The 21,071-nt window shown below is 42.8% G+C and carries 21 protein-coding genes; 19 read left to right on the top strand and 2 right to left on the bottom strand.

Going from position 1 to position 21,071, the window contains the following annotated elements:
- The first annotated feature begins 121 nt into the window (after positions 1 to 121).
- Both GRQ40_RS11940 and GRQ40_RS11935 read left to right on the top strand, forming a co-directional pair.
- A complete protein-coding gene (locus tag GRQ40_RS11940) occupies positions 122 to 3,265 on the top strand; it encodes an efflux RND transporter permease subunit (RefSeq protein ID WP_159720073.1) in 3,144 nt (1,047 codons plus the stop codon).
- A 249-nt stretch (positions 3,266 to 3,514) separates the two neighbouring features.
- Positions 3,515 to 4,288 (top strand): SDR family NAD(P)-dependent oxidoreductase, encoded by a 774-nt coding sequence (locus GRQ40_RS11935; RefSeq protein WP_159720072.1) that lies wholly within the window; start codon positions 3,515 to 3,517, stop codon positions 4,286 to 4,288.
- Positions 4,289 to 4,534: 246 nt separating this feature from the next.
- Here the strand turns inward: GRQ40_RS11935 and GRQ40_RS11930 are convergent, their stop codons facing one another.
- The gene (locus tag GRQ40_RS11930; RefSeq protein ID WP_066145498.1) at positions 4,535 to 4,738 is read right to left on the bottom strand and encodes an NETI motif-containing protein; all 204 of its coding nucleotides are present in this window, start codon (positions 4,736 to 4,738) and stop codon (positions 4,535 to 4,537) included.
- Positions 4,739 to 4,865: 127 nt separating this feature from the next.
- Between GRQ40_RS11930 and prsW the strand changes: the two genes are divergently transcribed.
- The 9 genes from prsW (at position 4,866) to fni (ending at position 12,794) form a co-directional block, all read left to right on the top strand.
- Entirely contained in the window at positions 4,866 to 5,540 is a 675-nt protein-coding gene (gene prsW / locus GRQ40_RS11925) for a glutamic-type intramembrane protease PrsW (RefSeq protein WP_044742232.1), read from the top strand.
- A 469-nt stretch (positions 5,541 to 6,009) separates the two neighbouring features.
- Complete coding sequence (sleB, locus tag GRQ40_RS11920) at positions 6,010 to 6,744, top strand: spore cortex-lytic enzyme (protein ID WP_231734580.1); 735 nt, start codon at positions 6,010 to 6,012, stop codon at positions 6,742 to 6,744.
- A gap of 18 nt (positions 6,745 to 6,762) precedes the next feature.
- Positions 6,763 to 8,106: a germination protein YpeB gene (gene ypeB / locus GRQ40_RS11915; protein ID WP_044742234.1), complete on the top strand. Its 1,344-nt coding sequence runs from the start codon at positions 6,763 to 6,765 to the stop codon at positions 8,104 to 8,106.
- 76 nt (positions 8,107 to 8,182) lie between these two features.
- Entirely contained in the window at positions 8,183 to 8,854 is a 672-nt protein-coding gene (locus GRQ40_RS11910) for a flagellar brake protein (RefSeq protein WP_159720071.1), read from the top strand.
- Between the two features lie 58 nt (positions 8,855 to 8,912).
- Positions 8,913 to 9,095, top strand: coding sequence for a DUF5359 family protein (locus GRQ40_RS11905; protein WP_080862393.1), 183 nt, complete (start codon positions 8,913 to 8,915; stop codon positions 9,093 to 9,095).
- 88 nt (positions 9,096 to 9,183) lie between these two features.
- Positions 9,184 to 9,852, top strand: coding sequence for a (d)CMP kinase (gene cmk / locus GRQ40_RS11900; protein ID WP_066145479.1), 669 nt, complete (start codon positions 9,184 to 9,186; stop codon positions 9,850 to 9,852).
- A gap of 5 nt (positions 9,853 to 9,857) precedes the next feature.
- The gene (locus GRQ40_RS11895) at positions 9,858 to 10,439 is read left to right on the top strand and encodes a lysophospholipid acyltransferase family protein (RefSeq protein WP_044742317.1); all 582 of its coding nucleotides are present in this window, start codon (positions 9,858 to 9,860) and stop codon (positions 10,437 to 10,439) included.
- A 135-nt stretch (positions 10,440 to 10,574) separates the two neighbouring features.
- Positions 10,575 to 11,732, top strand: coding sequence for a 30S ribosomal protein S1 (rpsA, locus tag GRQ40_RS11890; protein WP_159720070.1), 1,158 nt, complete (start codon positions 10,575 to 10,577; stop codon positions 11,730 to 11,732).
- 12 nt (positions 11,733 to 11,744) lie between these two features.
- Positions 11,745 to 12,794, top strand: coding sequence for a type 2 isopentenyl-diphosphate Delta-isomerase (fni, locus tag GRQ40_RS11885; RefSeq protein ID WP_159720069.1), 1,050 nt, complete (start codon positions 11,745 to 11,747; stop codon positions 12,792 to 12,794).
- Between the two features lie 225 nt (positions 12,795 to 13,019).
- Here the strand turns inward: fni and GRQ40_RS11880 are convergent, their stop codons facing one another.
- The gene (locus GRQ40_RS11880) at positions 13,020 to 13,154 is read right to left on the bottom strand and encodes a YpzI family protein (protein ID WP_080862395.1); all 135 of its coding nucleotides are present in this window, start codon (positions 13,152 to 13,154) and stop codon (positions 13,020 to 13,022) included.
- A gap of 486 nt (positions 13,155 to 13,640) precedes the next feature.
- Here GRQ40_RS11880 and GRQ40_RS11875 point away from each other — a divergent pair, with 486 nt between their 5' ends.
- From GRQ40_RS11875 to folE, 8 genes are all read left to right on the top strand, one after another.
- Positions 13,641 to 14,243 (top strand): YphA family membrane protein, encoded by a 603-nt coding sequence (locus tag GRQ40_RS11875; protein WP_159720068.1) that lies wholly within the window; start codon positions 13,641 to 13,643, stop codon positions 14,241 to 14,243.
- A 94-nt stretch (positions 14,244 to 14,337) separates the two neighbouring features.
- Positions 14,338 to 15,648, top strand: a complete 1,311-nt coding sequence (der, locus tag GRQ40_RS11870) for a ribosome biogenesis GTPase Der (protein WP_159720067.1) — start codon at positions 14,338 to 14,340, stop codon at positions 15,646 to 15,648.
- Between the two features lie 21 nt (positions 15,649 to 15,669).
- Entirely contained in the window at positions 15,670 to 16,698 is a 1,029-nt protein-coding gene (locus GRQ40_RS11865; RefSeq protein WP_159720066.1) for an NAD(P)H-dependent glycerol-3-phosphate dehydrogenase, read from the top strand.
- A gap of 179 nt (positions 16,699 to 16,877) precedes the next feature.
- A complete protein-coding gene (locus GRQ40_RS11860) occupies positions 16,878 to 17,081 on the top strand; it encodes a DUF2768 domain-containing protein (RefSeq protein WP_044742244.1) in 204 nt (67 codons plus the stop codon).
- A gap of 27 nt (positions 17,082 to 17,108) precedes the next feature.
- Positions 17,109 to 17,828, top strand: coding sequence for a hypothetical protein (locus tag GRQ40_RS11855; protein ID WP_044742245.1), 720 nt, complete (start codon positions 17,109 to 17,111; stop codon positions 17,826 to 17,828).
- 136 nt (positions 17,829 to 17,964) lie between these two features.
- Complete coding sequence (gene spoIVA / locus GRQ40_RS11850; protein WP_044742246.1) at positions 17,965 to 19,443, top strand: stage IV sporulation protein A; 1,479 nt, start codon at positions 17,965 to 17,967, stop codon at positions 19,441 to 19,443.
- 473 nt (positions 19,444 to 19,916) lie between these two features.
- Positions 19,917 to 20,189, top strand: coding sequence for an HU family DNA-binding protein (locus GRQ40_RS11845; RefSeq protein ID WP_149917072.1), 273 nt, complete (start codon positions 19,917 to 19,919; stop codon positions 20,187 to 20,189).
- 308 nt (positions 20,190 to 20,497) lie between these two features.
- Positions 20,498 to 21,064, top strand: coding sequence for a GTP cyclohydrolase I FolE (gene folE, locus GRQ40_RS11840; RefSeq protein WP_044742248.1), 567 nt, complete (start codon positions 20,498 to 20,500; stop codon positions 21,062 to 21,064).
- The last annotated feature ends 7 nt before the right edge of the window (positions 21,065 to 21,071 follow it).

Below are 21,071 nucleotides of genomic sequence, written 5' to 3'. Positions count from 1 at the left end.
TGCCATTCATTTCGTTGACTTGTAGTTAACCGGTCAATTATAATGACTATGTAGTCAACTCTCTATCAGTATGGATAAAAAAATCAAAATTGTCAAATCTGCATGAAAGGAATGGAACGTGGTGGAGAACATGATTAAATTTTCGCTCCGTAATAAACTGGCCATTTGGATTTTAACTGTTATTGCGATATTTGCTGGCCTATTTTCTGGGTTTAATATGAAACTGGAAACGATTCCAGACATAAATACTCCCATTATAAGTGTTACGACTACGTATCCAGGCGCAACACCTGAGGAAGTACAAGAAAAAGTGACGGTTCCGATTGAAGAAGCTGTTCGTAATTTGAATGGCGTGGAAATCGTCAGCTCTAATTCGTTTGAAAATGCTTCTTCCATTCAAATCGAATATAAATTTGAAAAAGATATGGAGCGAGCGGAAGAGGAAGTTGAAAAGGCACTCAAACAAGTGGAGCTTCCTGACGGAGTCGGAGAGCCTAAAATTGCAAGATTTAGTATTAATGCTTTTCCTGTTTATACAGTCAGTTTTTTTGATGAAGGAAAAACACTTCCTGAATTAACAGAACTGGTGGAAAAAATCATTGTTCCAGAATTGAAAGGAATAGATGGAGTAGAAAGCATTGTCACTTCTGGCCAACAAGTGGAAGAAGGACGGATTGTTTTTCATCAGGACAAATTAAAAGAGCTTGGGCTTAATGAAGAAACCATTAAAAATTATATTCAAGGTGCAGATCTTCGTGCGCCATTAGGTCTTTATACATTTAAAGACACGGAAAAGTCTGTGGTCGTTGATGGAAATATTACGACCATTGAGGATTTGAAAAAGCTGAAAATCCCTGTCACAGGGGCGTCACAAGGACAGCAAGCCGGAGGGGCGCAAATGAATCAGATGCCAAACGGTTTGTCTGGAGCTAATGGCGCAGCGCCAAATCAAGCACTCTCGCAGAAAAATATGGAATTACCAACAGTCGAGTTGGGGGAAATTGCTGATATTGAAATCGTCGGCAAAGCTGAATCGATATCAAGAACAAACGGAAAAGAAGCTATCGGATTGCAAATTGTAAAAGCTACTGATGCGAATACCGTTGAAGTCGTAAATGAAGTAAAAGAAAAACTGGATGAGCTTAAAGATGAATATAAAGGACTTGGCATCGTTTCCACGCTAGATCAAGCCGAACCGATTGAAAAATCTGTCGCAACGATGCTAAATAAAGCGTTATTCGGTTCGATTTTTGCCGTTGCGGTCATTTTGCTATTTTTGCGCAACATTCGCTCTACATTGATTTCTGTGGTGTCCATTCCGCTTTCCATCTTAATTGCCTTGATCGTTTTACATGAAATGGACATCACGTTGAATATGATGACACTAGGAGCGATGACTATGGCGATCGGCCGTGTTATCGACGATTCGATTGTCGTTATTGAAAATATTTATAGACGGATGACATTAAAAGGAGAGCAATTAAAAGGAAAAGAGCTGATTATTGCAGCGACGAAAGAAATGTTTATTCCGATTATGTCCTCAACCATCGTCACCATTGCGGTTTTCTTGCCGCTTGCATTTGTCGAAGGCATGGTTGGACAGCTATTTATGCCATTTGCTCTTACGATTGTGTTCTCGCTTTTAGCGTCTCTTTTAGTAGCGATTACAATTGTGCCGGCATTGGCTCACGTCTTATTTAGAAAAGGAGCGAAACAAAAAGAGAAAGAAAAAGAAGCGGGATTTTTGGCTACTTACTATAAAAAAATCTTAAATTGGTGTTTAAATCATAAATGGATCACATCATTGATTGCGATTTTGCTTCTTGTCTCCAGTTTATTTTTAATTCCTGTCATTGGCGTAAGCTTTTTACCGAGTGAACAGGAAAAACAAATGATTGTTACGTATAATCCAGATCCAGGACAAACGCTTGAAGAAGTGAAAGATGTCGCGTTGCAGGCAGAAGATTTACTGGTTGATCGCGATCATGTGAAAACTGTTCAATTGTCTGTCGGCAGCGAAAATCCGATGAATCCCGGAAATCGAAATCAAGCGATTTTCTTTATTATGTATGAAGATGACACGCCGAATTTTGAACAAGAAAAGGAGAAGGTAGTCAAAGATTTAAGTAAATTAACGCACGAAAAAGGCGATTGGGGTACCATTGATATGATGGCGTCAAGCGATGAGTATACATTGTATGTATTTGGCGACTCAATGGAAGAGATTGAGCCTGTCGCTCAAAAGGTACAAAACATCTTGGAAGATGAATCCAATCTAAAAAATGTGGAATCAAGTTTATCGAAAACATATGATGAGTACACATTGGTTGTTGATCAAGAAAAGATGAGTAAACTCGGTTTGACGGCTGGACAAATTGCGATGGCATTAAGCCAACAGCATGAACGTCCTGTTCTAACGACCATTCAAAAAGACGGCCAAGATATTAAAGTTTATATTGAAGGAGAAGAAGAGACTTTTGCTTCAATTGATGAGATGAAAAAGAAAACGATCCAGTCCCCTCTTGGCATGAATGTGCAAATTGGAGAGATAGCGACGGTCAAAGAAGGCGAGACATCCAATACCATTACGAGACGCGGAGGGAAATTTACCGTTTCAGTCAGCGGGGAAATTACGACGAATGACGTTAGCCAAGTCAACGAAAGCATTCAAAAGAAAATCGATGATTTAAAATTGCCGCCTGGTGTCAACATTGAAACAGGCGGAGTGACTGAACAAATCAATGAGTCGTTTTCACAATTAGGATTGGCCATGCTTGCAGCTATTGCTGTGGTCTACTTTGTGCTAGTGGTTACGTTCAGTCAAGGGCTGGCGCCTTTTGCTATTCTTTTCTCGCTTCCATTTACCGTTATCGGCGGATTTGTGGCGCTATGGCTTGGAGGAGAAACGTTGAGCGTTTCGGCTTTGATCGGCGCACTCATGCTCATTGGAATTGTTGTAACGAATGCGATTGTGTTAATTGACCGCGTCATTCATAAAGAGCGTGAAGGGCTCTCTACAAGAGATGCGCTCATTGAAGCGGGAGCAACGCGTCTCCGGCCGATTTTAATGACGGCGCTGGCGACCGTTGGGGCATTGCTCCCTCTCGCATTAGGGTATGAAGGAGATGGAGGCATGATTTCGCGAGGGCTTGGCCTAACTGTCATTGGCGGTTTGACCAGCTCGACATTGTTGACTCTGATTATCGTGCCGATCGTCTATGAAGTGTTAAGCAAATTTAGAAGAAAAACTACGGTTGAGGAATGACAAGCAAAAACCTGAAAAGCGTTGAGCAAGCTTTTCAGGTTTTTTTCTATACATTGCTAAAGAGCTTTTTTACTAGACATAAGAACGTCAAAGGATAAAAAAGCTCTAAATAGTCGGAGTAGCTGACAGTTTGAAATCTCTTAAAACAGTTTTAACATATTAAATAAGCACCTCTCACCTCTAAGGTAAAGCGTAGATGAGGGAGTGTTCAAAATGTCAAAAATGAAGAAAAATTAAGGAGGAATATCGATGTTTTTGCCTTCATTTCGTTTAGATGGGAAAATTGCCATTGTCACTGGTGCGGGAAGGGGAATTGGAAAAGCGATTGCGATCGGTTTTGCTGAAGCTGGTGCGAATGTAGCGATTTTATCGCGCACAGTAGAGCAGCTTGAAGAAACAGCTAGAAGCATTGAGCAGCTGGATCGACGAGCATATATCATTCCAACGGATATAACGGATCGAGAAGCTGTTAAAAATGCGGTAGCGGAGGTAATAAAGCAAGCCGGAAAAGTTGATATTTTAGTTAATAACGCGGGAATGAATATCCGAACGGCTGCTTTAGAAGTCACTGATGCTGAATGGGAAACCATTATGAATACGAATTTGAAATCAGCATTCATGATGTCTCAAGAGGTTGGTGCGGTGATGAAAAAGCAGGGAACGGGCGGCAAATTTATTAATATTGCCTCTGTGGCCGGTCATGTGGCTCTTCGGACAGGCGTCGCTTATGCTGCCAGTAAAGCGGCGCTTATTCAAATGACAAAAGTATTAGCGTTCGAGTGGGGAAAGTTTGGCATTCAAGTCAATGCAATTGGTCCATGGTACTTTCAAACTCCATTAACGGAAAAGCTGCTTCAAAATCAAGAGTACGTAAATGATATTTTAGCTGTGACTCCGCTGAAGCGAATTGGGCAATTGCCAGAGCTGGTTGGACCGGCTGTATTTTTGGCCTCTGATGCAGGAAATTATGTAACGGGACAAACGTTATTTGTTGACGGAGGGATGACGATTCACGGATTTTAGGGTGAACATCGAGCGCTTTTCCTCTTGGATTCCCGTTGATAAGAAGGAAACCTCATGTTCGTGCGTCGGAGGCAAGTCTATGGACGGCCCTGCCTCCGACGCTTTCATTTTGCAAGATGGTTCGTTTCATTTGCATGATGCCAAAACGATATATAGGGCGCTCACGATGCAACCCTTACCAATAAAAATGCGATGTATGAAACGAAGAAGCGCATGAGCGAGCGGTTGGCTGACAGAGCACCGGCTCTATTCTTTCCATACGCCTTCAAATACGATACGCCTGCCGCACGGCTCCACAATCGTATGTCCATCTTTTTTTACCTCGCAAAAAATCGGCTCTTCGATTCGGCGGACGGGCTTATATCCTTCCTGATTCATCCGTTCTAAGCACTGTTCAATTGTTTCGTTTTCAGCAACAGTAAATGTTTTCTTTTTTGCTGGTTTCCTCATTTTGTTCGCTCCTTTTTGACCCAAATTAGAGGTTCGCTTGTTCCGGGCGATCAAACGAAATATGGTTCCCAATCATGATTATCTTATGTTACCATTATAAATAAATAGATGGAAACGAGGATTTGTTATGTTTGCAATTATTTCTGCCGGCATCGCCCCGGGTGTGGCGCTGCTCAGCTATTTTTATTTAAAAGATGAATATGAGACTGAGCCGCTTTCTCTTGTATTGCGAACTTTTTTATTTGGCGCCATTCTCGTTTTTCCGATTATGTTTATTCAGCATGTTTTGCGGCTAGAAGGAATTGCGTCTGAAAAGTGGATACAAGCGTTTTTATCTTCCGGATTACTTGAAGAATTTGTAAAATGGTTTATCGTCTATTTTTTTATTTTTGACCATGAAGAGTTTGATGAACCATATGATGGGATTGTTTACAGCGCCAGTGTGTCGCTCGGCTTTGCGACGCTTGAAAATATTTTATATTTGCTTGCTAACGGTGTAGAGTTTGCTGTTACTAGAGCGTTGCTCCCTGTATCCAGCCACGCATTGTTTGCCGTAATGATGGGATTTTACTTAGGAAAAGCGAAATTTCAAGGAAAAAGATATTTGCACTTAGCCCTTTCCTTTTTGCTGCCCTTTCTTTTGCATGGCACATACGATTTTATTTTATTCACACAAGAAAAATGGGGCTATTACATGGTTCCTTTTATGCTTGCGATGTGGTGGATGGCACTGAGAAAAGTCAAACAAGCGAAAGGAATGTATGCAGAAGCGGTCATTCCTTCTGTAAAAGGCCAAGCCTAAAGCTTGGCCTTTTTGTTTTGAGCTGTCAATGTATTCTTTTAGGTCTATTGCATGGTAAATTTTTCATTTAGAAGGATGAACATCATGTTCTGTTATGTGGGGGAAGCGTTCCTCGTTATGAGTGGAAATATTTTTAGGAAAGATATGAGATGTAATCTCCGACCGCCGAAAAAGTGGGATTTTGTTTTTGAATCATAAGTTCAACCCTCTCGTTCTTCATAGATGAAACTTAGCTGTTTACAGATCCTTTTCGACCAAGAATCGAATAGGTTCTTCCGTTTATTCAAACTCCCTGATTGATTAACATGTGTTTTATAAATAAACCACGTTATTGCTTTATGTGCATAAAAAGGAAGTTTAGGTGAAAAATACGGATAGAGCCAGATCGATTAAAGGGGGTATGTATACAATGCGCTGGCGAATCATTATATGCTTGCTCGTTATTTGTTTATCGACATATGAATGGCCGATGAAAGAGGCACATGCGTTTTCTGATCAGGTCATTCAGCGCGGAGCTGTGGGAGATGATGTCATTGAGCTGCAAGCGCGTCTGCAATATATTGGCTTTTATAAGAGCAAAATTGACGGAGTATTTGGCTGGAGTACATACTGGGCTGTCCGCAATTTCCAGAGTGAATATGGGTTACCGATTGACGGACTAGTCGGTGCAAGTACGAAGCAAAAACTTGTAAAAGTGTCAAAGTACTACGAATCCTTTGTTAAAGAACAAATTCGCAAAGGAAATTCCTTTACACATTATGGAGGAATACCGTTAAGCCAGCAGGTCAAGCAGCAAGGAACAGCAAGCAGCGGCGGATCTGCAACAGCAACGAACGTGCCAAAAGGTTTTTCGCAAAATGATATTCAATTAATGGCTAACGCTGTATACGGAGAAGCGCGCGGTGAACCATATGTCGGTCAAGTAGCGGTAGCAGCGGTTATTTTAAACAGATTGGAGCATCCATCTTTCCCTAACAGTGTAGCTGGGGTCATTTTCCAACCGGGAGCCTTTACAGCGGTTACCGACGGGCAAATTTGGCTGACGCCAAATGAGACAGCTAAAAAAGCGGTGCTGGATGCTATTAACGGCTGGGATCCAAGCAGTGGAGCGATCTACTATTTTAATCCGGATACAGCAACAAACGGATGGATATGGAGTCGACCTCAAATTAAAAAAATCGGTAAGCATATTTTTTGTAAATAAAAAGGCAGGTGGTTTTATATGTTGCGGACTTTGCTTATTGGCTTTTTATCACTAGGGATTATTGGAACAGCTTACTGGGGCTATCGTGAGCATCAGGAAAAAAACGCGATTTTGGTGCATGCCGAAAACAATTATCAGCGTTCATTTCATGATTTAGCTTACAAAATAGATCTGCTGCACGATCAAATCGGCACAACATTAGCGATGAATTCTAAAACGTCGCTCTCTCCAGCGCTGGCAGAAGTGTGGCGGATTGCCTCGGAAGCGCATTCCGACGTTGGACAGCTTCCACTATCGCTTCTTCCCTTTAATAAAACGCAACAATTTCTTGCGCAGATCGGTACATTTAGTTATCGTGCGGCGATTCGCGATTTAACAAAAGAGCCGCTTACCAAGCAAGAATATCAAACGTTGCAAACTCTTTATAAACAAGCGTCTGATATTCAAAATGAGCTGCGCAATGTTCAGCATTTAGTCATCAAAAATAATTTGCGTTGGATGGATGTAGAGCTGGCGCTAGCAACAAACCAGCGCCCGAGCGATAACACGATTATTGATGGATTTAAAACGGTGGAAAGCAATGTCGAATCGTTTGCCGAAACAGCGAATCTGTCTCCGACATTTACCAGCGCTGCCGTTCAAGAACGGGGATTTGTTAGAGCGAAAGGAAAGCGAATTACGGCAGATGAAGCGAAGAAGATTGCTAAATCCTTTTTGGGATTAAAAGGAAACGAAAAGATCAAGGTTGTTCACAGTGGAAAAGGAGCGGAAGATCGCTTCTACAGTCTCACGATTTATGATCCAAAAACAAAAACAGAAACGTATATGGATGTGACAGAAAGAGGCGGCTACCCGATTTGGGCCATTGATAACCGCGCCATTCACAAACAAGCGATCAGTTTGAATGAAGCAACGATGAAAGGCATGGATTTTTTAAAGAAGCATCATTTTACCAATGTTGAATTATATGACAGTACTCAATACGACAACGTAGCCGTATTGACCTTTGTTACGAATGATCATGGTATTCGCATATATCCGGAAGCGATCCAAATGAAAATTGCGTTAGATGATGGAACGGTGGTCGGTTTCTCGGCTCGCGATTACCTATCCTCCCCTAGCCTTCATCGCTTTCCAAAACCAGCGATTTCGCTTGAACAAGCAAGAGCGAAGCTAAATCCAAGTGTTAAAGTGATGGAAGAGAGACAGTCTGTGATTACAAATGACTTGAATCAAGAAGTGCTTTGTTACGAGTTTTTAGGCACATTAGGCGATGATACGTATCAAATTTTCATCAATGCCCAAAACGGCGTTGAGGAAAAAGTGACCAAAATGCAAAGCGTTGAACGAACGTATGATTAAAGGAAAAGCTTGTCAAGAGCTTTTCCTTTTTGTTTAAATAAAAATGAAAGGTGATAAGGAATGTGAGGGAGAACATATGATAAAAATTGGGGATGTGCTCATTCTCGAATCAAGGAACGACAAAGAAGTGCATGAATATAAATGCAAAGTGGCAGAGGTTTTCCCGGATTTTATTTATATCGACTATCCTGTTAATCAAAAAACGGGGAAAACTGTATTTTTAATGAATGGAATGCAATTTAAAGCAAGCTTCGTCGGTAAAGATGGAAGTCTTTATTTATTCGATACAGAAGTAAGGGGAAAAGTGCGCGACCCGATTCCGATGATTATGCTTTCTTATCCAGATGAACAGCGCCTGATCCGTGTGCAGCGCAGGCAATATGTGCGTGTGGAAGCTACAGTAGATGTTGCGATTCATCCGCTTCAAGGAGAATTTTCTCCCTTTGCCACCATGACCACGGATATCAGTGCAGGAGGAGCGGCCATTGTTTTGCCGGAAAGAGGAATCCATATTTTTTCAGGGATGATAGTGGAGGCTTGGTTTGTCCTGCCTATGAAATCGGGAGAATATCATTATATGAAAGTGCCAGCCAAAATTGTTCGAGTGTTTCAGGTGGAAGGGAGCTATGTTCAGAAGGCATCATTGCAGTTTTTGACCATCTCTTCTCAAGATCGCGTTCTACTGATACGCTACAGCTTTGAAAGACAACTAGCTATAAGGAAAAAAGCAGAAGGACTACCAGAATAAAAGAAAGAAAAATGTGAAAGGATGATAATGACAAAAAAACGAAAGAGGCGGTTGTCAGATGAAACGAATGGAACGCATTTTGCTTAAAATTGTGATAGTGCAGCTGCTCTTTTTACTGTTAGCACAATGCTTGCTATTGTATACGCCTTTGGCTCCGTATGTGACCAAAGTCTACGAATATGAAGGAGTTAGCAAACAGGAAAAAACGAAAACAATTGAAACAACCGTCGACCATCCTTGAGTCATGTGATAAAATATCATCGAAGTATGCAGGAGATGTCCTGCTTTTTTCTTTGAAAAATCTGTTTGAACGATCATTAGGAGGGTATATGAAGCGAATATCAATTGCCATTGACGGACCAGCCGCTGCCGGAAAAAGCACGGTTGCAAAAATTGTGGCAGAAAAACTTGCTTATGTTTACATTGATACAGGAGCGATGTACCGTGCTCTTACGTATCTTGCGTTGCAAAAGGGAGTTGATCTACATGATCAACAAGCGCTTTTGCAGGTATTACGCGATACATATATTGAATTGAAGCCTTCTGAACGCGGTCAGCTTGTGCTTGTTAACGGACAAAATATAACAGATGTTATTCGGAGTGAAGAAGTCACCAATTCTGTTTCATTAGTGGCGAAGCATCCGCTTATTCGTGAGGAAATGGTGGCACGGCAGCGGGCATTAGGCGAACGGGGCGGCGTGGTCATGGATGGGCGCGACATCGGAACGCATGTATTGCCCCTGGCAGAAGTCAAAATCTTTTTAAAGGCATCGGTAGAGGAGCGAGCCAAGCGTCGGCATGAGGAAAACTTGGCTCGAGGATTTGCCTCCGATTTGGAGAAGCTGAAGGAGGAAATCGCCCGCCGGGATAAGATAGACTCCGAACGGGAGGTTGCGCCGCTGAAAAAAGCGGAAGATGCCGTTGAAATTGACACAACTTCTTTATCTATCAATGATGTCGTGAACGAGATTATGAAAATCATAGAGGAAAGGATTTGATCGCCTTGAATTTTTATTCGTTTGCGAAAGGAGTGGTATCGGGGATTTTAAAGCCCCTTTATCGTGTCGAAATCATCGGCACCGAACATTTTCCGAAGGAAGGCGGCGTACTTCTTTGTTCTAACCATATTAGCAATTTAGATCCTCCAATTGTCGGCATTACAGCTCCAAGGCCTATTCATTTTATGGCGAAGGAAGAGCTATTTCGTGTACCGATTTTAAAAAGCTTGCTTCCGTCATTGCACGCTTTTCCGGTCAAGCGGGGAATGAGCGACCGGCAAGCACTACGAACGGGCTTGGATGTGCTAAAGCAAGGAAATGTGCTCGGAATTTTTCCGGAGGGGACAAGAAGCAGGGACGGCAAATTAAAAAAGGGGCTGTCTGGTGTCGGCTTTTTTGCTTTAAGAACGGATGCCCAAGTAGTGCCTTGCGCGATTATCGGGCCATATCGGCCATTGAAAAGACTGAAGGTTGTATACGGTTCGCCAATTCCAATGGATGAGCTGAGAGAACGCAAGGCGTCTCCTGAGGAAGCAACGGATTACATTATGAATCATATTCAAGCACTTTTAGATGAACATCGTTGAGCATTCCAATACATGCTTTTTGAAAAAATATGGTATAATAATGAGAAAAGTAGACCTCATGGGAAAATAAGCACATTTGTTTCCTTTGGTCATGCTTTACAGTAGCTATGGGTAGTCGACGAAGGAGGGTTTTTAATGGTAGAGGATATGAATGTAGAGGTAAATGTATATAAGGTGGGTGATCTCGTTCACGGCAAAGTCGCCAAGCTTGAAGAAAAACAAGTGCTTGTGGATATTGCAGGCAGCAAGCAAAGCGGCATCATTCCGATTAGCGAGCTATCCAGCCTTCATATTGAAAAAACAAGCGATGCGGTATCCGTTGGGGATGAGATCGTTGCAAAAGTGAAAAAAGTGGAAGAAGGAGAAAATGAAGACGAAGGATTATTAATTTTATCTAAAAAGGCAGTCGATGCGGACCGCGCCTGGGAGGAGCTAGAAAAGCGATTTACAAGCGGCGAGCCGTTTGATGTGGTGGTAAAGGATATTGTAAAGGGCGGTCTTGTTGCGGATGTCGGCGTAAGAGGGTTCATCCCGGCATCGTTTGTTGAAACTTATTTTGTGGAAGACTTTTCTGATTATAAAGGGCGCACGTTGAAAGTGAAGGTTGTAGAGTTGGATCGCGCTAAAAATCGCGTGATTTTATCTCATCGCGCGGTGATTGAACAACAACAAGAAGAACAGCGGAAGCAAGCATTCCAGAAGCTTCAAGAAGGGCAAGTGATTGAAGGCATCGTTCGCCGTATTACTGATTTTGGCGTATTTGTTGACATCGGCGGCTTTGATGGACTTGTACATATTTCGCAGCTGTCTCACGCACGTGTCGCTCATCCGTCTGATGTTGTTCAAGAAGGAGATACGTTAAAAGTGAAGGTGCTGTCAGTGAACGAAGAAAGCGGCCGCATTTCGCTGTCTGTTAAGGAGGCGCTGCCGGGCCCATGGGAAAATATTTCACAAAAACTAGCACCTGGCGATGTAGTAACAGGAAAAGTAAAACGTCTTGTGCCTTTTGGAGCGTTTGTTGAAATTTTCCCAGGCGTTGAAGGCCTTGTGCATATTTCACAAATTTCTAATAAGCATATTGGCACTCCGCACGAGGTATTACAAGAAGGCGATGAGGCTCAAGTAAAAGTGCTTGAAGTCAACGAAGCGGAGCATCGCATTTCATTAAGCATGCGCGAGTTAATGGAAGAGCCAGTGAATGAAGAAGATTACAGCCAATATACAAAACAGGCAGAATCAACAGGCTTCCAACTTGGGGAAGTGGTTGGTGACCAGCTTAAGAAACTGAAATAACGGTGAATGCTAGTGGAAAGAGGCAGACGGAAGCTAGAGCACATTGTGCATGCGCTAAATCTTGAACAAAAAAGAGAAGCAGGATTCGATGACATTGTATTTGTTCATCAAAGCCTGCCTGATATAGGTACAAATGATGTGAATTTGAGCACGACTTTAGGTGAACTTTCATTAAGTTCGCCTCTTTTTGTCAATGCGATGACAGGAGGAGGGGGACAGCCGACTCTGGAAATTAACAAAGGATTAGCTGAAATTGCAAAGGAATGCGGAATTGCCATGGCTGTCGGTTCCCAGATGGCAGCGGTCAAGGATGCAAAAGAGCGGCAGTCCTTCGAAATTGTTCGTCGAGTCAATCCAACAGGTGTTGTTTTTGCGAATATTGGCAGTGAAGCGACTGTAGACGAAGCGAAGCAAGCGGTCGAAATGATCGAAGCAAATGGCCTGCAGATTCACTTAAATTCTGTGCAAGAGTTGGTCATGCCTGAAGGTGACCGCAACTTTATCGGAGCTTTGCGCCGGATTGAGCGCATGGTCCATGCTGTCGGTGTGCCGATTATTGTCAAGGAAGTTGGCTTTGGCATGAGCAAGGAAACGGCACAAAAGCTGGAGGAGATCGGTGTTACGATTGTCGATGTCGGCGGCTTTGGCGGCACGAATTTTGCTCGTATTGAAAACAATCGGCGCCCGACCAGCTTATCCTATTTTAACGATTGGGGAATTTCAACCGCTGCGTCCATTGTAGAAGTGTCACAAAGCGCCACCTCTCTGTCGGTGATTGGAAGCGGGGGAGTGCGCAGCGCCTTTGATGCGGTAAAAGCGATCGCTCTTGGCGCACAAGCGGTGGGAGTTGCACAGCTATTTTTGAAAGTATGGATGGAACAGGGGACAGAGTCGTTACTGGAGCTTATTCATGAATGGCACAAAGATTTTCGCCTGTTGATGACGGCTTTAGGCACTCGAACCATTGAAGAGCTTCGGCATGTTCCGCTTGTGATTTATGGGCAAACACATCATTGGCTCAATGAAAGAGGATTCGATACGAAAGTATACAGCCGCCGATAAAAAGCGGATTTTCACCTGCTGGCAATCGCTTTTATCTTGCGTTCCGAACCTTGCTAGGCTATGTTTTTTGTCTGACAAGCGCCTAGAAGTCTCCCCCCTTAACGAAGTGCAGGCGGGAGAGGCTTACGACAGTTTGCGATAGAAAAGATCGAAAGAAATAAAAGCTGACTTTTCTCGTAAAGTCAGCTTTTATTTTTAGTATCCATAAACGATCATTGGACGAGGTTAATGTTGATTTTGTTCCTGCGCTTCGTCCGGTGTGTCGAGACGAGTCGCCCCCTTATTTTCAAGCGCTTGGTCGCGATCAGATTCAACGCGTCCAGAGCGCTTGAGCTTTTTTTCCTGACGGTCCTTTCCCATTAGAACACTCCCCTTTCTCCTTAAACTTCAAGAATAGTTTCACACGTTTTGATTTCTTGTATGCAACGATATCAGGCTTGAAGAAGCAAAGTGAAAAAAAGAGCATGATCCGATTTGTTCGCGGTGACCACTTACAGACGATTGGCTAATGGAATGAACCGGACTTTAGACGGAAAGATGCCGATGTGAGGAAAAGAGGGGGGACTCTTCCATGCAAATATGCGACAAAAGACCGAGCCATAGAGATTTAATGGACTTTTTGCGCGCTCTAAAAGCGGCATGTTTGGATGCTCTACCGCATCATCCACTTGTTTTGGAGCAACTGTTGACACATCACGTTTGCTATGTGAAAAAATGTAATTTGATTTTCCAGCGGTTGCCAATGATTTTCGATGGTTCTTTTTTTTGATTCGAGTTTATACAGGTGATGACAGGGGTTAGGTTTTTAGAAAACATGAAATAATGGAAAGAGAAGGGAGGATTCATGTGGAAGGATTCTATTTTTATTGGTGCTCGTGGGCATGCTGGATTTTTGCTACATTTTTAATGAAAAAAACAAAAGCGCGCACTATGCTAGCCGCCGCTGTGCTTATTTCCATTATGCTTTCTATTTATCATATAACCATTGGCGTTTTTTCTATCACTTTATCTTTTTTATTCGCTCTTGTGATTGCCTATTATTTTATCACTAAAAAAAGTGGCTGGAAGCTTGTTTATATGTTGCTATCGATGATGATGGTTTCATTTGTGTATGCTGCCTGCCATCTGCTTATTTTGATTGATCCTGTCTGGATGCTGATTGACAAAACGTGGATGGTCGCGATCATGTTAACATTTGTCTGCCTCATGTTGCATCATCATTTTCAAGAAAGATTGTTATGTATCATTGCTGGAAGTTGCCAAGGAGAAATGATGTATGCATTCGTAATCAAGACGTATTCGTTTCCTTATGCGATTGGTTCGCTTGCCTTTTTGGATGAACTATCACTTTCATGTGTGTGTCTGGCCTTATGGTCAGCATTGGAAAATATTTCTGTTTATGCTGATATGGTCCACAAACAGATGAAGCGAAATAAACCGTTATTATAGCGCTCTTTCTATTGTTGAGTGTGATCGTTTTTGATAAAATAAAACAGCTGTGTTTTTGAGTCGCCGTAATCAGAATGAAGGAAAGGATGATATAATGGCCAATCCAGTAGTAGCGATTGTTGGTCGTCCAAATGTGGGAAAATCGACCATTTTTAATCGAATTGCTGGCGAACGCATTTCGATTGTTGAAGATGTGCCGGGAGTCACTCGAGATCGGATATACAGCAGTGCTGAATGGTTAAATTATAAATTTTATGTGATTGATACAGGTGGAATTGATATTGGTGACGAACCTTTATTAGTACAGATTCGCCAGCAGGCAGAAATTGCAATTGATGAGGCGGATGTGATTATCTTTATGACGAATGGTCGCGATGGGGTAACGGCAGCAGATGAAGAGGTAGCCAAAATGCTGCATCGCTCCAATAAGCCGGTTGTGCTGGCTGTCAATAAAATCGACAACCCGGATATGCGGGATCTGATTTATGACTTTTATGCTCTTGGATTTGGTGAACCGTATCCAATTTCGGGATCGCATGGCACAGGACTTGGAGATTTATTGGATGCCGTGGCTCAGCATTTTCCTAAGCAAGCAGAATCCGATTATGAGGATGATGTCATTAAGTTTTGCTTAATTGGCCGTCCTAATGTCGGGAAATCGTCGTTAGTAAATGCTATTTTAGGGGAAGAGCGCGTCATTGTAAGCGATATGGCCGGCACAACGCGTGATGCTGTCGATACAACATTTACGCGTGAGGGACAAGAATACGTCATTATTGATACAGCCGGTATGAGAAAAAGGGGCAAAATTTACGAAAGCACTGAAAAATATAGTATTTTGCGTGCGCTCAAAGCGATTGAACGATCCGATGTCGTTCTTGTCGTATTAAATGCAGAAGAAGGAATCATCGAGCAAGATAAAAAAATTGCCGGCTATGCTCATGAAGCAGGACGGGGAGTTGTCATTGTCGTCAATAAATGGGATGCTCTGGAAAAGGATGATAAAACGCTCATAGAATTTGAACGAAAAATTCGTGATCATTTCCAATTCCTTGATTATGCTCCGATTTTGTTTGTATCAGCAAAAACGAAGCAGCGTCTGCATAAACTGTTGCCGCTTGTGCAAACGGTTAGTGAAAATCACGCAATGCGCGTGCAAACAAATGTCTTAAACGAAGTCATTATAGATGCCGTAGCGATGAATCCGACGCCGACCCATAACGGTCAGCGCTTAAAAATTTATTATGTCACCCAAGTAGCAGTCAAGCCGCCGACATTTGTTGTGTTTGTCAATGATCCAGAACTGATGCATTTTTCGTATGAACGCTTTTTAGAAAATCGGATTCGGGATGCATTTGGCTTTGAAGGCACGCCCATTAAACTAATTGCTAGACCAAGAAAATAATATGGTGAGGAAGTGATAAGAGTGGAGCAAATTGCGGTATTGGGGGCGGGAAGCTGGGGCACGGCGCTGGCCATGGTGCTGGCCGATAATGCCCATAGCGTTCGTTTATGGGGCCAACGCCCTGAGCAAATCAAAGAAATTAACGAAAAGCGGACAAATGAAAAATATTTGCCGGGAATTCAGCTTCCTGAAGGAATTACGGGGTATTCTTCTTTGAGCGAGGCACTTGAAGCGATTGACACAGCTGTACTGGCTGTTCCAACTAAGGCCATTCGCGAGGTGCTCAGAAAAGTAAAGCAATGTCTGCGACAACCGATTACGATTGTAACGGTTAGCAAAGGAATTGAACCAGATACACATAAACGAATTTCGGAGATTATTGAAGAGGAAATGGGAACGCTTTTGCAGGATGTCGTTGTGTTGTCGGGACCGAGCCATGCGGAGGAAGTGAGCCTGCGCCATCCGACGACAGTAACCGTTTCGTCGAAAAATATGACGGCAGCTGAACGCGTTCAAGATTTATTTATGAACTCGCAGTATTTTCGGGTCTATACGAATCCAGATTTAATCGGGATTGAAATTGGCGGAGCATTAAAAAATATTATCGCCCTTGCCGCTGGGATTACAGACGGATTAGGATATGGAGATAACGCCAAGGCGGCTCTTATTACAAGAGGGCTTGCGGAAATTGCGCGATTAGGCTGCGCGCTGGGGGCGAATCCGTTGACTTTCTCAGGGTTGGCGGGCATTGGCGATTTAATTGTTACGTGTACAAGCGTGCATTCGCGCAATTGGAGAGCAGGGCATTTACTCGGTAAAGGAAATCCGCTGGATGAAGTGCTTCAAAGTATGGGAATGGTTGTCGAAGGAGTCAGAACAACCAAAGCCGCTCATCAGCTTGCTAAAAAGCTGAATGTGAAAATGCCCATTACTGAGGTGCTTTACGACGTATTGTTTAACGGAAAAGATCCGAAAGAAGGGGCAGATTCATTAATGGCGCGCATGAAAACGAATGAAATGGAAGATTTAATCAATATTTTAGAAAAATAGGCATTCGATGATGCCAGGGTGCTGACCGATGCATACAATATCACGAACATTCATAGACTTGAACTTCCGGACAAAGGGTACTAGTCTACTGAAGTAAAGAGCCCCACTTTACTTCAGTTTTTTTTGCGTAGTTTGCTGCCAATCTTGTATAATAGTTGTCGAAAAAAGGGGGAACGAATATGTCGCCGGGATTAGCGAAAATGTGGATTGCCATTACTTCGATGGTTTTTATGTTTATTTCTGTTTTTTCGATTTATATCAGCCGTTATAAAGTAAAAAACAAGGCCGTGAAAGCAGTGCTTGCGCTAATAGCTTACATATTAATGATTTTAGCTGGAATTATTATTATTTTTGTTGTGTTTAGCGGGCCAACGCCAGAATAATGGACAGGCAAAAGGATGGAGATTAGGATGAAATTAGCTCTACGATGGATGATTGCTAGCGTCATGGTGCTGCTATTAGCCGGCTGTTTATATCCGGATGAACGATTAAAACAAAACCAAATTCCGCATGAAAGCCAAGTAGCAAGTGTACAGCAAGCCGTTGATCAATACCGCCAAGCAACGGGGGGGCTATTGCCGATTAAAACACGAGATATGAAAACGCCCATTTATCAAAAATATCCGATCGACTTTCAAATGCTTGTTCCACGCTATATGCAGGAGCCGCCAGGAAATGCGTTTGAAAGCGGGGGGATTTTCCAGTATGTCATTGTTGATGCTGAAACCAATCCAACAGTAAAATTACTTGATTTGCGGATGGCGGATCAAATCCGTGATCTAAAGCTGCGCCTGCAAATGTACCGTGATTCCCATGGATATCCGCCATTTAAGAATATGGTGGCGAAAGGTGTGTTTACACTGGACTATAAAAAGCTCGGATATAAGGAACCGCCATATGCGATTAGTCCGTTTTCCGGAAATAATTTGCCGTTTGTGATTGATTATAATGGCGAGATTTATGTGGATTACCGGATCGATTTATATGACATGCTGAAAAAAACAAAGGCATCATATAAGCCGGGCGATGATATTCGCGATCTGCTAGTAAAAAACTCTTTATTTGTTCCGGCTTATTCTCTTCCCTATACAATCGATGAGCATAACGAACCGATTTTTTTAACGAAATAAGTCATGATCCCTTCTCTTCTGAATACATTCTAGAGAAGGGATTTTTTCTTATTTTAGTCATAAATGAATAGGACAACATCATATTCATATAGTGTCCTATAGGGCCACAACGACTCAAAGACTGGAGGGGAGTCATTTGGAAAAAGTCGATATTTTCAAAGATATCGCGGAACGAACAGGCGGCGATATTTACTTAGGAGTAGTCGGAGCTGTTAGAACAGGCAAGTCGACATTTATAAAAAAATTTATGGAGCTTGTGGTTATTCCGAATATCGGAACCGAAGCAGATAAGGCACGCGCACAAGATGAGCTGCCACAGAGCGCCGCAGGTAAAACCATCATGACAACTGAACCAAAGTTTGTACCCAATCAAGCGGTTAAGGTAAGCGTTGATGACGGGCTAGAAGTCAATATTCGGCTTGTTGATTGTGTCGGATATGCCGTAACAGGTGCGAAAGGATATGAAGATGAAAACGGCCCGCGCATGATTCATACGCCGTGGTATGAAGAGCCGATTCCGTTTCAAGAAGCAGCGGAGATTGGGACGAGAAAAGTGATTCAAGAACACTCAACGATCGGCGTCGTGATTACGACGGACGGCACGATTGGAGAAATTCCGCGGCAAAACTATGTAGAGGCGGAAGAACGAGTGATTAACGAGCTGAAAGAAGTTGGAAAGCCGTTTATCATGATTATCAATACGGTCCGTCCGCATCATCCGGAAACGGAAGCGCTCCGCCAGCAGCTTGGTGAAAAATATGATATTCCTGTGCTGGCCATGAGCGTTGAAAGCATGCGCGAAGCAGATGTATACAGCGTACTCCGTGAAGCATTATATGAATTTCCGGTGCTTGAGGTGAATGTGAATTTACCGAGCTGGGTCATGGTGCTTCGTGAAGATCATTGGCTCCGTGAAAGCTACCAAGAAGCCGTTAAAGACACGGTGAAAGATATTAAAAGGCTTCGAGATGTTGACCGGGTTGTGCAACAGTTCGGTGAATATGATTTTATTGATAAAGCAAGCCTTGCTGGTATTGAAATGGGGCAGGGAGTGGCTGAAATCGATTTATACGCACCGGATGATCTGTATGACCAAATCCTAAAAGAGGTTGTTGGCGTTGAAATTCGCGGGAAGGATCATTTGCTTCAGCTGATGCAGGATTTTGCGCATGCAAAAGCGGAATATGACCAAATCGCGGATGCTTTAAAGATGGTGAAACAAACAGGATATGGCATTGCCGCTCCAGCGCTTTCGGATATGAGTTTAGATGAGCCGGAAATCATCCGCCAAGGCTCACGATTTGGTGTACGTCTAAAAGCGGTTGCTCCATCCATTCATATGATTAAAGTGGATGTTGAGTCAGAATTTGCTCCAATCATTGGTACGGAGAAGCAAAGCGAAGAGCTAGTCCGTTATTTAATGCAAGATTTTGAAGATGATCCGCTTTCCATTTGGAATTCCGACATTTTTGGACGTTCACTTAGCTCCATCGTGCGGGAGGGAATTCAAGCGAAGCTCGCTTTAATGCCAGAAAACGCGCGCTATAAATTAAAAGAAACGCTTGAACGCATCATCAACGAAGGTTCTGGAGGATTAATCGCCATTATTTTATAAAACGAGAAACCGAGACTCCGATTCGGGGTCTTTTTTTGTTGAACGAACTTTCTTGATAAACTTAGTCGTATAATGTCTTCAAAAGGGGAATTCCCGTTTTTTTGACGATCGTCCGCCGCATAGAAGCTTGGTATACCATTTCGCCGGAAGCGAGTTTTGCTGGCTTTATAGCCATATTTTTATGAAGAGGAAGGACCCTATTGAAAGAAAATAAATAAAAGCCTTGAAAAAACAAGGGTTTCATCTTGCGAACAAATAAGACATATGATAATCTTTTATCAGCAAAACTTAGTTTCATTGGTGAAATGTGACTAAATTACATTCATTTGCTGAAAATATGTTGAATTATGCCGATGAATCGTTTAAGATAGGCATGTCGACAATTTAATATTGCTTGATACGTATAGAAATACGCGAAATTGTGAACAAATGGAATAAGCATGTTGATTAGCCCTTGGGAGGAGGTGAATGGCATGAACAAAACAGAATTAATCAATGCGGTTGCAGAAACTAGCGGCCTTTCTAAAAAAGACGCAACAAAAGCAGTCGATGCTGTTTTTGAATCCATTACAGAAGCGCTTAAAAATGGCGATAAAGTGCAATTAATCGGTTTTGGGAACTTCGAAGTTCGTGAGCGCGCAGCTCGTAAAGGACGCAATCCACAAACAGGGGAAGAAATGGAAATCCCTGCGAGCAAAGTTCCTGCGTTCAAACCAGGTAAAGCTCTTAAAGATGCTGTAAAGTAATTGCTACATAAAAAGAGCTGGAAAGAAGGGCAAGGCGGTTTCGTCGCCCTTCTTTTTTTGCTTTTTTTTTCCCATATGTGCTAGAATCGGATTACAGGACCCCCTCATTTATACATAATAAGCTATATCAATCATTTATCATGTTTGTCTTTATGGTATTTTTCATTTTGAAAAAAAGAAAGCCCAGTTGATTTCGGGTGCTGCATGTGGAAAGAAAGTTCTCGCTCCAAGATGAGCGGACGGCTGATCATTTCGGTTCGGATCACTTACAAAGAGATTTTGTGCGATGCAGGAGGATGTAGAGCAAGATGTCAAATGTGAATTATGAGCAAATTGAACAGGCGGTTCGCCTGATTTTAGAAGCGATTGGTGAAGATCCTAATCGAGAAGGGTTAGTAGATACACCGAAACGGGTAGCAAAGATGTATGCGGAAATGTTTTCTGGATTGAATGAGGACCCTAAAGAGCATTTTCAGACGGTTTTTAGCGAAGAGCATGAAGAATTGGTGCTTGTCAAAGACATCCCGTTTTTTTCTATGTGTGAGCATCATTTAGTTCCTTTCTTTGGTGTCGCACATGTTGCTTATATTCCGCGCGGTGGAAAGGTGACAGGGCTCAGTAAGCTCGCGCGGGCGGTTGAGGCAGTGGCGCGTCGTCCACAGCTTCAAGAGCGGATTACAGCGACGGTGGCGGATGCAATTGTGGAAACGTTGGATCCTCATGGTGTTATGGTTGTGGTAGAGGCAGAACATATGTGTATGACGATGCGCGGAGTGAAAAAGCCTGGAGCAAAAACGGTGACGACAGCCGTGCGCGGGTCGCTTGAAACGGATTCCACGGCCCGTGCGGAAATTCTGTCGTTGATAAAAGGGTAAACCTGCC

The sequence above is a fragment of the Anoxybacillus sp. PDR2 genome (assembly GCF_009834045.1).
GTDB classification, from domain to species: domain Bacteria; phylum Bacillota; class Bacilli; order Bacillales; family Anoxybacillaceae; genus Anoxybacteroides; species Anoxybacteroides rupiense.
The sequence above is the reverse complement of the archived record's forward strand: the minus strand, read 5'-3'. Positions and strand labels throughout refer to the sequence as shown.

Coding starts and splice junctions, on each gene's coding strand:
- der (WP_159720067.1), top strand. CDS start 14,338: ATGGCCAATCCAGTAGTAGCGATTGTTGGTCGTCCAAATGTGGGAAAA.
- GRQ40_RS11845 (WP_149917072.1), top strand. CDS start 19,917: ATGAACAAAACAGAATTAATCAATGCGGTTGCAGAAACTAGCGGCCTT.
- ypeB (WP_044742234.1), top strand. CDS start 6,763: ATGTTGCGGACTTTGCTTATTGGCTTTTTATCACTAGGGATTATTGGA.
- rpsA (WP_159720070.1), top strand. CDS start 10,575: ATGGTAGAGGATATGAATGTAGAGGTAAATGTATATAAGGTGGGTGAT.
- GRQ40_RS11855 (WP_044742245.1), top strand. CDS start 17,109: ATGAAATTAGCTCTACGATGGATGATTGCTAGCGTCATGGTGCTGCTA.
- GRQ40_RS11935 (WP_159720072.1), top strand. CDS start 3,515: ATGTTTTTGCCTTCATTTCGTTTAGATGGGAAAATTGCCATTGTCACT.
- GRQ40_RS11910 (WP_159720071.1), top strand. CDS start 8,183: ATGATAAAAATTGGGGATGTGCTCATTCTCGAATCAAGGAACGACAAA.
- folE (WP_044742248.1), top strand. CDS start 20,498: ATGTCAAATGTGAATTATGAGCAAATTGAACAGGCGGTTCGCCTGATT.
- prsW (WP_044742232.1), top strand. CDS start 4,866: ATGTTTGCAATTATTTCTGCCGGCATCGCCCCGGGTGTGGCGCTGCTC.
- sleB (WP_231734580.1), top strand. CDS start 6,010: ATGAAAGAGGCACATGCGTTTTCTGATCAGGTCATTCAGCGCGGAGCT.
- GRQ40_RS11930 (WP_066145498.1), bottom strand. CDS start 4,738: ATGAGGAAACCAGCAAAAAAGAAAACATTTACTGTTGCTGAAAACGAA.
- GRQ40_RS11860 (WP_044742244.1), top strand. CDS start 16,878: ATGTCGCCGGGATTAGCGAAAATGTGGATTGCCATTACTTCGATGGTT.
- cmk (WP_066145479.1), top strand. CDS start 9,184: ATGAAGCGAATATCAATTGCCATTGACGGACCAGCCGCTGCCGGAAAA.
- GRQ40_RS11880 (WP_080862395.1), bottom strand. CDS start 13,154: ATGGGAAAGGACCGTCAGGAAAAAAAGCTCAAGCGCTCTGGACGCGTT.
- GRQ40_RS11905 (WP_080862393.1), top strand. CDS start 8,913: ATGAAACGAATGGAACGCATTTTGCTTAAAATTGTGATAGTGCAGCTG.